Raw genomic sequence first — 12,477 nt, forward strand, 5'->3', positions numbered from 1 at the left:
TGAGGTGCAAGAGATGAGTTAATGTACTGGGCTAATTCCAACCAGTGTCCTTAACAACATTATTGTTGGGATCATAAACAATACTACGCTTTTTTCCATTCTCATCTGTGACCGAGATGTATTTGCCGCCTGATGCCTTGGGGTCGTCAGCAACCCCAATAGTTACAGTTGCGCCACCGGAAGTTGTATGACGGAATCCACGATTAGAATTGTCGCCTCTGAGGATCTCTCCGATTGATTTTGGTAGGTCGTCGCTCATTTTAGTCTCCTTGTGCTTGTTATTGAAGATTTAGAAACTTGCGGATCTTTGGTTGTCTTTTTGTCTTGGCTCAATCGCCTTGACGGTTTTAAATTTTCGCTCAACACTGGGTTGTGTTTTGCGATGAGATACTCCAGATTCAAGGTATTGACTCATTTTCTTGCTCAAATAAGAATATAGTTTATTTTAGTCAGCCAGTCAAGAGATATATCTAAGAAAAATTTAATAGCCATCTAAATAAACAAAACACAAGGTTGCTATGAAATGAGTCAATGGTTGAAACTTACTTGGGGAGCAACGGGAAAATGTGAGGTGCTAAAACCAAGAACGAAAATTAGGCTATTTCGGGGTGTGATGCCTTCGGCGGACGTAGCCATCGCACCGAAAATATCTAGCTTTGTTGAGAATTGAATCGCTCAGGCGTTGCAGGACTGTAGTATACACGTCTTCTATTACCTCCCGCTTTACGAACATGCTCTTGTCCCCTCGCCCTTTCGGGTCTAGGTTAGTTGTTCGCCTTGGAGTCGATTACCCCGAACTCTAGCCAACTGTGTTGGCGATTCAATCAGTGCGTACCACGGCGCACATTTTCACATCACACGGCTCCTCAATAATTTGATGCAAGTCATGCATACCTACTACCAAAGATGGTAGGTTTCGCACCTACATTGTCATTCAGTTGTCAGGGTTTATAGCCCTGCGGCTAATCCTTCATAACCCATGCTGGGCTTTATTTCTAGCCAACGAATCGCACCGATCTCACAGAATCGCGTTGCTCCCGGTTGATATTGACTCTAGACAATTTTGGTTTGCCTACAAATTTCAATAGCGCATAAATTTTAATTATTTCTGGTGTTTGTGGCAAAATAAGGCTTATTTTATTCCATGAATAATCTTATACAAGCAAGAAATCATTTTATAAAAGCTTGATTATCTGCTACTATATTATGTGCATAGGTTTTATTAATCAATGACGAGTTCTATTGTTACTTTTATGCTAAGGCACTAAAATCAAGCTTTTGTCAGCTTTTCTAGGGAAGTTTTAAAACCTTAAAAGCAACTCTATGTGAGGTACACATTCTATAATTCTATTATAAGCCTTATGTGAGTTGAAAATATTGTCGTTGTATCAGAGTTTCCAGAGTTCTCTAAAACGATAATTCCAGAATCATTAACGATATTACAAGAGTTTCAGGATTTAATTCACATAAGCCGTATTATGTTTGTTATTTAAAACTATAAAAGTAGCTAGAGAGTAAAATGATGTATAAATATACATAAATAAGAATTTAACTTATAAATGTGAGTTTTTTACAATGTCGATTGGCCAAGATTTTAAAGAATTTTTGCAATTTGAAGCGGATAAGCACAACCTTTCTAAGGCAGAACGGGAACCGTTTGTTTTGGCTTTAGAAGGTAACGATATTGCAGCAATCGCAGAACAGCTTCAAGTGAAAGATTCAGCCATTCGCCAGAGATTAAGTGAAGTATATCAAAAGTTTAAGATTGAGGGAAAGGGTCCAGTCAAGCTTGCCAAGCTCCGGCAGCTTTTACTTTCACAATATCAAAAACACCAAGCTCAGAATAATACCAGTATCTCCTCTCCTTCTATCAACTTTGGTGAAGATCACGACTATGCACGCCAAGATTGGGGCGATGCACCAGATGTTACTATTTTTTACGGACGCACTGAAGAACTGGCTACCTTAAAGCAATGGATTGTTAAAGACAAGTGCCGACTGGTAGTAATCCTGGGAATGATCGGAGGCATTGGCAAAAACACTCTGTCAATGCAGTTGGCTAAACAAATCCAGAATGATTTTGAGTGCGTCATTTGGCGATCGCTCCACTATGCTCCATCCATCCAAGAATTATTAGTTGACCTACTCTACTCCCTGTTGCACCAAGAAGAAATCAACATACCACAAGATGTCAGTGGGCAAATCTCTTTACTGATTAAGTATCTGTCCCAACACCGTTGTCTATTGGTACTAAATGATGTAGAGACTGTTCTGCCAAGTAGCCAGTTAGCTCGACATTATCCAAAGGAATATGAGGGGTATGGAGAATTATTAAGACGCTTAGGGGAATCAAATCATAATAGCTGCCTAGTGCTGACCAGTCGAGAAAAACCTGTAGAAATTGCTGACTTAGTTGGAGAAATACTACCTGTGAGGGAATTGCACTTGAGTGGGTTCCATCTAGAGGATGCTAAAAATTTTATTTTACCAATCAAAAGTTTTTCTTTTCCCGACCAAATTTTGTTTCAATTACTTGAATTATATGAAGGTAATCCTTTAGCTTTAGAATTAGCCGAGAAAAGTATTAAAAAAACATTTAAAGGTGACTGGAATAATTTTTTAAAGCGTAATGAATCTTTGATCAAGCATATTGTCAAAGAATTTTTAGAATCTTTTGAAAAAATTTATGATTTAGAAGAAAATATTATTGAATCTTTAGCGGTAAAGACTCAGGCGGTATCTCTTGCAGATTTACAAGCAAGTCTAGTCTTTGCGATAGATTTGTCAGAATTGGATGCATCATTGAATGTACTCTTACAGCAATCACTTATTGTTCAAGAAGATAATGCAATAACCGCTAAATTTACTTTAAGCAATAGAGTAAAAAAATACATTACTAATCAATTTATTGCTAAATCTTTAAACCAGATAGGTCATCAACAATACCTGGAAGGTGATTTTATTAGCGCCAAGTTTTCTTTAGTGTGGTCACTCAGATTTAATCCGGATCTTGCAGCCGCTCATTATAACGTGGGGTCAACTTATGAAAAGCTGCAAGAATTGGAGCGTGCGTGTTTCCACTACGGAATTGCTAAACAGTATAAAACTCGTGCTGCTGATGCAGCTATCAATAATTTAGCACGGTTGGAAATTATCAATGGAAATAGTGCCACTGCTATTGACTTGCTCTTACCAAGTTTAGAGCGTGTACAGAACGCTTTAGTGAAATATAGCTTGCACAAAAACATTGGCTGGGCATATCTCCAACAAAATGAATACACTCATGCTCAAGATCACCTTAGTAAGGCAATTGAATTAGATAGTTCCTGTCCTGATGCCTATTATTTATTGGCACAGGTACAGGAAGCTTTAGGAGATAAGAAAAGTGCTTTGATTTTATGGGAAAAAGGTCTCAAAAATGACTCCAGAGACAAGAAACCAAAAAAAGCACCTTGGAGAGTCCCTGAATTAGATGTCTGGCAGTCTCAAGCATATCAGCACCTTAATTCTGTAGGTAAGTAGGTTTGTACTTCAACCGAGTGAGGAAGGAAGCAGCCAGATGACTAGCTCCCTGTCCTATTGGGACTTAGGCAAAAAACACCGATAAAATTACCTCAAACGTATATCCCAAGGGACTTTGACATCGTTTTGATTTGTTTGTTGGTATATGTGGGTTTGGTGGCGTTTTTGAGCATTTGGTATATTTCCCTTACCCCGCAAGGGTTTGAGGCTTATTTCTTACTCAAAAATGTTTAAGTCCCACTATCTAAAAATGAGCGTAAAAAATAGTACAATAAGCCTTTAGAACTCACATTGGAGATTGGTGGGAACAATCGGGTCGTCTTCATCACCGCTATCTATAGCAGTCTTTATACCAAGATTTTTGAGTGCTGCCGCAGATGGTATTAAAGCAAACCAGATCGTGCTACCAATTCCCGAATGTAGGGTTCCCACAAGCCTTATTAGACAGTAAGGTATTTTTTGAATTGGTGTGCGTAAAATGGATAACATATATTGTTCCTATCAGTGAACAGGTGGTTATTCTAAAATGACCCCTGTTTTCTTTGTCTTCTCTGTTATCGCTGTTGCGCTTTAGTTATCGTACCCAATTATAATTAGTATTTTCAGACTATTTCCCCCATTTTGGTTGGGTAATAGTTATCAACTAAACAATTTGTTATTTCCAGAGTACGTATTGAAAATCATGGTTCACTTAGGAATACCCTGTCCAGTCTTAAATCAGAAACCTTGCAGCGATTGTCCAAAAGCTGAAAGGAAATGGTACATTGATAAAATTTTGGATAAATTAGCTTTTGCGAAAGGCGTATGTAAGGTTTATAAAACATTAGATATAACAGAGAAAGATATTAAAGAACTAAACATTAATGACCAACAACTAACGAATGCTGAAAAATGTTGGTTACTCTTGTTGTTAGATAATTTTAGTGTTCAGGAGATAGCTGATAAACTTAAACGAGAGAAAAAAGGACTCAATACTGATCTCAGTAAAACTATTTACAAGTATGTCAGTATTATTGCTAAAAAAAAAGTAAGCGACTGGGCGCAAGTATCTAGTTATCTTGATAGATTAGGTTATAGAAGAATAAATGAAGTAAAAAACCAAAATAAACTTATTCGTTTAGTTTTAATACCAGATTTTGAAGAACTTTCAGAAGAACAACAAATAGAATTTGTCAATATTTTAAGTGACCGAATTAAACAAAAATATCCTAATCAATTATTAACACCTAAAGACTCTTATTACGAAGAGGAAGAAAATGAACAAGAAGAGTAGAAAATTAGTTTTATTATTTGAAACTACAGAAGAAGCATATCAAGAACTTGAAAACCTTCTAGCTTCTGGAGAACTTGATAATTTACTGCAAGCTCAAGTTGTAGAAATGGAGAGCAATGTTTCTCCAGGTCAATTAGTTGAAGATGAAGATATAACTCCCAAAGCTCCCAAAGAAGTAAATCAAAATTTAGTGAGTAAAGCTGGAATACAACTCAGTCAATGGTTTCAGCGTGTTCCTGAAATTTGGGGAAAATATGAACGAATACTTTTAGGTATATATAACGAGTTGGAACAATTAAATCCTAGTTCTAATGATGATTCTGCTTTTAATGCCAGTCTTACTAAGTCTGTAAACAATTTACAGACTCAGATACCAATAGAAGAACGTAAAGATAAATTAATTGCTGTATTGATAAATGAAAAGAAAACTTTTAACTTACGTTTTAATACAGCTGTAAGATTGGTGAAAGAATTTAAAAATAGTGAAGTTACTCCAGAAATAATTGAGGTTTTAGCTAATTATTTACCCAGTAAATATATCAAAGAAACAGCAGAAAATAGAGAGGAAATTGCTTTAATTTGGCAAATAGCTTTAAGTTTAGGTCAGTTTGCACCTGAACATCCGAAAGCAGCTTTTGCCCAAATTAAGGAAATACTTCTCAATGAAGATTTAACACTGGAACTTCTGGTGGCAATTAAAAGAAGATGTGATGGTGATATAGATATTTATATCCAAGTCTATTCTATGGAAGAACCATATTTACCGCCAAATTTACAGCTTGTAGTGCTTGATGAGTTTGGTCAAAAAATGCTCTTAGACCAAAGCAGTCATAACTTTCTAGAAACACAATCTCATCAACAGGATGCAGAAATTCACTTAAGTTTCTTTAGCTCTTTTGATCAATCTTTTATAGTTGAAATATCCTTCAATGAAATAATTGTTACTGAAAATTTCGTTATTTAAAAAAATTGAGAAACTCAATAGTTAGCAAATAAGATAAATCTTCCTTTACTATTTATTTACCAATTGTAGAAAAAGCAGACCAATAATAGGGTGATTTATAAGGCTGAACATTTGGATCATTCCTAAATAAGTCTCTTAATTTTATAAAGTCGTCAGAATCTAATATATTTCTTTTTGTTTTTATCCATTGATATAATACTTTATTTGTAGAATCTCTTAGCCAAAGTTGTGCTTGATTGAGAGCAATAGCAACTGTGGAATGTTGATTAAAGTTTCGTAAATTCTCATAAAACTTCATCATTAATAAAGTAGTAGATAGCTGTTGAACTTCCCAAAGACTATTAACTACATTAGAACTACCTGCATATAAAAAGCCAACAGATAAGCTAATATATTCATCACCAAGATTGCTAAAGTCAGTTACACCAGTTTCACAAGCAGAAAGGGTGACAAGATAACATTCGCTGAGATCATACCGAAAAATGTCTTCTAAAGTGATACATTTATCTAAAGATATTGCTTTTTCGTTCAGTAAAAAGATATAGCGTTCTGGGTTTGCATTTTTGGGAATTTGGGATACTTCTACATGACAATCTTTTAATAATAACATTGACAATAAAGGATTTTCAAAATTGAAATATCCATGACCAGAAAAATGGATACAATTGGCATATTTTAGTCGTTCATTACTAATAGCTTCCTTTTGAGCTTCATCTTTTTTTAAGATGTCCTGTTCTTGAAAATAACTTTGAATTGCTTCTACTTCTAAATCAGCATATCTCAAATCTTGGGTTGGATTTTGAATAGCTAATAAACGATGAAAATCTGAGCGTTTATAACTTTGGATTTGTTTTAAAAATTCACAGCTAGGAACATAACGAACTCCACTTGAAAATTCATCTAGTAAGCAATATTGATCTGAGACCGTATTTTCTGATTGTTTATTGCCATGTTGATAACGATATCCAGGTGCTATGGGGAGAGCATGAAGCGGTAATAAATGTAAGTAACGATAGGGAATAAAAATTAATTCATGACAATTTGTGGGAATTTGCGAAATAATTTCATCTATATGCAAATAATTGGCTAATTTTTGCAGACGATCTTTCATACTGTTTACCCACTGAGTATATAATTCTTCTTTTTTCTTTGCATTTTCTAACCATCTCCAATTATAATAAGTTTGCAAATACTCTTTCAACCAATTCTCTAAGTTTTTTAAATCTTCGGATGACGATTTCCAAACAAATAAGGTTGGCTGATTATCTTGATTATTAGCAATAATAAATGTACAAAAATATTCATCTAATATATACCATTGGACAATTGCTGTACGCTCATTGATTAAATTTTGAATTTGCTCAAAATTAATTGGTTTATAAGCACTAAGTTGATGATATTTCTGCCGCAATTCATTAATGTAAGTAGAGTAAAAATTTTGATTAAGCCTCTGATAACGTTTTTCTGTATCTATTTCTATACGCAATTTTTGTAGTTGATTTTGCACTTCTTCTGATATTTGACCTTGGGGACAAATATTACGATTTGCTAATAGCTCAACTAAACTCCGTGATTTACTGCGTTCAATATATTCTATTGCTTTGGGATAGTTATGAGTTTCTAGACAAACTTCTATCATTCTCTGATAAAGTCCATTCCATTCTGTGGCTAATTTTTGTTTAGTTTCATTAATTGGTAAAGGAGAATTAATTTCTCCGCGTATGAAATCTATGGTATCAATTGCAGTTTCAAAATTAATATAAGCTTGATCTAATTGGTTTAATTCTTGATAAGCAATTCCTAAATTAAATAAAGTTTCAGCATAAGCTTCAGGAAAGAGCCGGAGATTTTGCACTTTTAAAGCCTCTTGGCAATAAAATATACATTTTGTTAAATTTGTTAAATTATAAGTTTTTTCTCCTAAATGACGATTAATGTAAGCAGCCGCTAAATTATTGTTTGTATAACTCCATTGCTCTGGAAATTCAGATAATTCATAAATTTTTAAAGCATTTTTAAAGCAATTGATAGCCCTTTGTATATTGTTGATTTGATTAGGATTTTGTGAAAATTGCCAGTAAACTACCCCAAGATGATTTTGTGTTTCTGCCCATTTTTCTTGATAACTTTCTTCCTTGTATATTTGTAATGAATTAGTTAAATAATTAATAGATTTTGTCAAATTCCTATCTTTATTACCTTTTAAACGATATGAGTAAATTATCCCTAAGTTTTTTTGTATTTCTGCCCATTCTCTGGGTAAAGTATCCCGTGTATAAATTCTCAAAGTTTTACGTACACAAGATATTGCTTTTTCTAAATTTTGGGAGCGATTACCTAAAATACGATACCAATAAGCAACACCTAAATTGCTTTGAGTTCTTGCCCAATCTGTAGGTGTACTTTCAAAAGTATAAATTGTCAAAGCTGTATGATAATGTTCAATTGCTTGCTCAATATTTAAAGAACGATCCCCTTGAATACGGTCACTGTAAGCACTGGCTAAATTACTTTTTACCATTGCCCACTCTGTTGCAAATTCTTCTTGATTATAAACTTGTAAGGCATTGTTATAACAAGCAATAGCTAGTTCTATATTTTCAACTTTTTCTTCTAAAATACGATTTTGATAAGCTGAACCTAAACTATTTTGAGTTAATGCCCATTCTTGGGGAAAATTATCTTTAGTAAAATAAGTTAGTGCGATTTCATAACCAGTAATAGCAATCTCTAAATTACAAGCTTTACTTCCATAGGTAAATCTAGATATAAAATTACTAAAATTAACCATGAATGCAGTATTAACAAATATGTTTGTTGGTGTTTGGACAAAAAAGTGACCTACAGCCCAAACCTTCATAGCTTCAGCTAAGGAAAAATTTAATTGCTCCAAATTAGCTTGTAATAATCGACTTAATCCTTTAGCATTGCCATGATTTGCTACTAATTCTTCCCAAATTTTATTCCACAAAGATGCTGCTGATTTTGTGGTAAGTAAACTAATCATTTGCACAACATAATTACGCAAAAAAAGGAGTTTATCTACACCATTTTGGTTTCCTATTTGTGTCTGTGCTACTATTGCTTGATCTATTAATTCTAACCAGCCATGATCAATTAGCTCTCGGTGAGCATCTAAAGTTGCAGATATCTGTTCAGGTGAACAGGTTAGTAGTGTTTTGGTTAGCTTTATATAAGCTTGATTTCTTTCTTGATTCATGATTGACCAATAGTGCAAAATGCCGCCCAATAGTAAGGAGATTTAAAAGGTTGAGCATTTTCATCTTCATGAAATAATTTTAATAAATCGAACCATTTTTCCTGTAAAATGTTTCTTATTATAGATTTTTTTGGTTTCAACCATTGTTTTATTTGTTTATTAGTAACATCTCGCAACCAAATTTGAGCTTCTTGTAGTGCCAGAGCTATATTAGACTGAGTTTGGAGATTTTCATAAAATTTAATCATTAAAAAAGCACTAGCACCTTGAGATACTTGCCAAAAACTGCTAACTACAGTATTAGCACCAGCATAAAGAAAAGCACTGGATAAACCAATATATTCATCACTCAAACTTGTATAATCAATCAGGCCAGTCTCACAAGCCATGAGTGTGACTAAACGGCATTCTTGAAGATGCAAATCAAATATTTCACTTACAGTTAGGATTTGATCATTTGCTAAAAATAGTCCAGATGCAAATGGTAATTCTAAGTTAAAAATCCCATGACAACCAAAAATAATACAGTGAGCAGAATTCAATTCCTCAGCATGAATATTATTAATAGCTTCTTTAGTAGCTGTTTGATTGGATAAAATATTCGCTCGATTAAATTGATGACGAATTACCTCAATTGCTACTTCAGTATAAAGTCGGTTTTCTTTAGCATTAGATTGAGTTGGGTTAGAAATAGCAAAAAGATTATTGAAGTGCGCTCGCTTGCGGTTTTGAGCTTGTTGCAATATTTGGCAACTCGGAGCATAACTCACTCCTCTGGAAAAACGGTCTAGTAAACAAGTACCATTAGATAATGGAATAGCGTGCAAAGGAATTGAATGTAAAAATAAGTGTGGTATCAGAATAATTTTGGAGCAATTTTCCGGGAAATCAACTAAAATTTCATCTAATTTTAGATATTTACCCAAACAATGGAGATAAGAATTTATATTTTCTGTCCATTTTTTTTCTTGATCATAATAATCAAATAGATAATCAAAAGCAGAATTCATTAACTCATCATCAATTGGATTCAAAAAATCATATTTCCAGGCTAATGGATATTGATTGTTTTTGGTAATAATAAAAGCTAAAGAACTTTTAGTCAAAAAACACCATTCAATAATTACAGTTTGTTCATCTGGCAATAACTCTTGAATTTCTGCAAAGCTGATAGGAGACAATTTTTCTAATTTACTTTTTTCAGAAAAACTATAGTTAGCCATACGTTCCACTAGATTACGAGCTTTATAACGTTCAAGATATTCCAAGCCTTTAGCTTGGTAATAAGGTTCTTGATTAGCTAATTCTAAGCAGACTTCTATCATACTTTTGTAAAGTGTAACCCAGTCTTCCGCGTGTTTTTGTTTCACTTCATCTCCAAAAATAATATCACCACGTATTGATTCTACTGTATTAATAGCTGTTGCAAAACTTGTGTAGGCATCTAGCCATTTTTGAGCATCTTGATAGACTAGACCTAAATTGAATAAAATTCCTGCATAACGCTCAGGAAATGCTTCACAAGTAAAAATATCCAGAGCATTTTTGCAGCTAGTAATTGCCAGTTCTAAATTTTCAATATTGTTTCTATAAATCATCTGTTCACGATATGCAGCAGCCAAATTTATTTGTGTATTTGCCCAATCATTTGGCAAAGTTTCACGCTTACGTATTTTTAAGGATTGAAGATAGCAGTTAATTGCTTGTTCTATATTCTCAATTCGTTTTCCTTGAATACGATGTAAGTAAGCACTACCTAAATTTTGTTGATTGGTAGCCCACATTTCTGGAAAACTATCTTCGGTATGAATATCTAAAGCTTCTTGGATACAAGTAATAGCTAACTCTAAATTATCTACATTATCTTTATATTCTCGCATGGAATGGAGAATATACGCACTTGCCAAATTCATTTGAATTTTAGCCCACTTTTCTGGAAAACCTTCTTTTGTGAAAACTTTTAAAGCATTGTGTCCATAAATAATCGAGAGTTGTAAATTTTCTGTTTTATCTCCCAATATGCGATAAAGGTAAGATTTGGCTAGATTAAGTTGAATCATAGCCCATTTCTCAGAAAATACTATTTGGGTATGAATTTGAGAAGATTTTAATTCAGAGCAAACATACTTTATTAAACTATAAGATTCCCATTCTAATGCTAATTTTAAACCATATATTTGCCACGCTATGTTCCCATAAACTAACAAAGCATTTTGATAACAAGTAATTGCTGTTTCTAAGTTTTCAATTCGTACTCCCTGAATGCGCTCGCTATAAGCATTACCTAAATTTGTTTGGGCTATTGCCCATTTTTCTGGAAATGTTTCTAAAGTAAATACTTGTAAAGCATTTTCATGACAAACAATAGCTAGTTCTAAATTTTCAGCTTTTTTTCCAAAAATACGATTGCTATAAGCATTACCTAAATTCGTCTGCACGTTTGCCCATTTTTCTGGGTCATTTTTTTCAGTACGCACTTGTAAAGCATTTTGATAACAAGCTATTGCTAATTCTAAATTTTCAGATCGTACTCCTTGAATGCGCTCGTTATAAGTAGCACCCAAATTCATCTGAGTCTTAGCCCAATCTTCAGGGTAAGTGTCGCGGTTACGTACTTGCAGTACTAGATGATAATATTTAATTGCTAGTTCTAAATTATCTGCACGTTCTCCCAAAATCCGCTCACTATATGCAAGTGCTAAATTATGGTAACTCATTGCCCAATGCTGAGAAAAATCTTCTAAATTATAAATATTTAGAGCGTTTTGAAAGCAAATAATAGCTAGTTCTATATTATTAAAACGGTCACCTCTAATACGCTCCAGATAAGCAGTACCTAGATTATGTTGAATGGTTGCCCAATATTCAGGAAAAGTATCTAAGGTGAAAACTTGCAGAGACTTTTGATAACCAGAGATAGCAATTTCTAAATTGGTAGCCCTGCTGCCTAAATAAAAATTTTTCATCACATCACTAAAATTAAGTATTGATAAAGCAAAGCTTACTGCTTGATCAGGGTCTACCGAAGATAGCGCACCCGCAGATCCAATATCTATAATTTGAGAAAATTGGTCATTTAACTTATCCAAGTTATCTGTTAAGTGTGTTTGTGTTTGTAATATTTTTTCTTCATTTTGATAACCCCAATTTATTTGCAGCAACTCAAAAAAGAAATTGAGAGTTTCAGTAGTTATTTGTGTTGAGTCTGGCTTATGTATCACTAACTTTATCTGAGCCGCAACACTCCGTAAAAAAATGACTATACTTTCTTCCCCCTGTTGTGCTGCTATTTCTGTTGCATGTTCTACTATCTGCAAGAACTCAGCATCAACCAAATCTGATTTAGCACGTAATAAATTTATTAATTCTTGATCGTTAGTGCATTCAAATACCGTATTTAACAAGTTCAACCGATCATTTGGTCGTTGCGAGTTGGTCATTTTTTTACTTAATTTATAAAAGGATGTTTAAAAAGTCGGAAAGTATGTAAAAAAGTTC

The 12,477-nt window shown here is 33.7% G+C and carries 9 protein-coding genes; 4 read left to right on the forward strand and 5 right to left on the reverse strand.

Translation table 11 applies throughout. The features are described 5' to 3' along the window. Positions 1-31 precede the first annotated feature (31 nt). On the reverse strand, positions 32-259 hold the full coding sequence (locus ACM0OW_RS22590; RefSeq protein WP_414552549.1) for a hypothetical protein: 228 nt from the start codon (positions 257-259) through the stop codon (positions 32-34). A gap of 30 nt (positions 260-289) precedes the next feature. After that, a complete protein-coding gene (locus ACM0OW_RS22595) occupies positions 290-415 on the reverse strand; it encodes a hypothetical protein (RefSeq protein WP_414552550.1) in 126 nt (41 codons plus the stop codon). 108 nt (positions 416-523) lie between these two features. On the opposite strand from ACM0OW_RS22595, the gene ACM0OW_RS22600 reads away from it, so the two are divergent. Together ACM0OW_RS22600 and ACM0OW_RS22605 are read left to right on the forward strand one after the other, a co-directional pair. Then, a complete protein-coding gene (locus ACM0OW_RS22600; RefSeq protein WP_414552551.1) occupies positions 524-670 on the forward strand; it encodes a hypothetical protein in 147 nt (48 codons plus the stop codon). 905 nt (positions 671-1,575) lie between these two features. Then, entirely contained in the window at positions 1,576-3,522 is a 1,947-nt protein-coding gene (locus tag ACM0OW_RS22605) for a tetratricopeptide repeat protein (protein ID WP_414552553.1), read from the forward strand. A gap of 279 nt (positions 3,523-3,801) precedes the next feature. Here the strand turns inward: ACM0OW_RS22605 and ACM0OW_RS22610 are convergent, their stop codons facing one another. Continuing rightward, on the reverse strand, positions 3,802-4,011 hold the full coding sequence (locus tag ACM0OW_RS22610) for a hypothetical protein (protein WP_414552555.1): 210 nt from the start codon (positions 4,009-4,011) through the stop codon (positions 3,802-3,804). 193 nt (positions 4,012-4,204) lie between these two features. On the opposite strand from ACM0OW_RS22610, the gene ACM0OW_RS22615 reads away from it, so the two are divergent. Next, positions 4,205-4,795 carry a hypothetical protein gene (locus ACM0OW_RS22615; protein ID WP_414552557.1) on the forward strand — a complete coding sequence of 197 codons (591 nt, stop codon included), beginning with the start codon at positions 4,205-4,207 and terminating at the stop codon, positions 4,793-4,795. Further along, the gene (locus ACM0OW_RS22620) at positions 4,779-5,759 is read left to right on the forward strand and encodes a DUF1822 family protein (RefSeq protein WP_414552558.1); all 981 of its coding nucleotides are present in this window, start codon (positions 4,779-4,781) and stop codon (positions 5,757-5,759) included. Before ACM0OW_RS22615 ends, ACM0OW_RS22620 begins: the two co-directional genes overlap by 17 nt. A 52-nt stretch (positions 5,760-5,811) precedes the next feature. Here the strand turns inward: ACM0OW_RS22620 and ACM0OW_RS22625 are convergent, their stop codons facing one another. Further along, positions 5,812-8,979, reverse strand: a complete 3,168-nt coding sequence (locus tag ACM0OW_RS22625; RefSeq protein ID WP_414552559.1) for a CHAT domain-containing protein — start codon at positions 8,977-8,979, stop codon at positions 5,812-5,814. Beyond that, on the reverse strand, positions 8,976-12,419 hold the full coding sequence (locus ACM0OW_RS22630) for a CHAT domain-containing protein (RefSeq protein ID WP_414552561.1): 3,444 nt from the start codon (positions 12,417-12,419) through the stop codon (positions 8,976-8,978). Before ACM0OW_RS22630 ends, ACM0OW_RS22625 begins: the two co-directional genes overlap by 4 nt. Positions 12,420-12,477: the final 58 nt, after the last annotated feature.

The organism is Anabaena sp. CCY 0017 (assembly GCF_963920885.1).
Classification (GTDB): domain Bacteria; phylum Cyanobacteriota; class Cyanobacteriia; order Cyanobacteriales; family Nostocaceae; genus Nodularia.

Bases quoted from the DNA above. Each gene is read 5' to 3' on its own strand.
- ACM0OW_RS22615 (WP_414552557.1), top strand. From the start codon at position 4,205: ATGGTTCACTTAGGAATACCCTGTCCAGTCTTAAATCAGAAACCTTGC.
- ACM0OW_RS22625 (WP_414552559.1), bottom strand. From the start codon at position 8,979: ATGAATCAAGAAAGAAATCAAGCTTATATAAAGCTAACCAAAACACTA.
- ACM0OW_RS22590 (WP_414552549.1), bottom strand. From the start codon at position 259: ATGAGCGACGACCTACCAAAATCAATCGGAGAGATCCTCAGAGGCGAC.
- ACM0OW_RS22620 (WP_414552558.1), top strand. From the start codon at position 4,779: ATGAACAAGAAGAGTAGAAAATTAGTTTTATTATTTGAAACTACAGAA.
- ACM0OW_RS22610 (WP_414552555.1), bottom strand. From the start codon at position 4,011: ATGTTATCCATTTTACGCACACCAATTCAAAAAATACCTTACTGTCTA.
- ACM0OW_RS22630 (WP_414552561.1), bottom strand. From the start codon at position 12,419: ATGACCAACTCGCAACGACCAAATGATCGGTTGAACTTGTTAAATACG.
- ACM0OW_RS22595 (WP_414552550.1), bottom strand. From the start codon at position 415: ATGAGTCAATACCTTGAATCTGGAGTATCTCATCGCAAAACACAACCC.
- ACM0OW_RS22600 (WP_414552551.1), top strand. From the start codon at position 524: ATGAGTCAATGGTTGAAACTTACTTGGGGAGCAACGGGAAAATGTGAG.
- ACM0OW_RS22605 (WP_414552553.1), top strand. From the start codon at position 1,576: ATGTCGATTGGCCAAGATTTTAAAGAATTTTTGCAATTTGAAGCGGAT.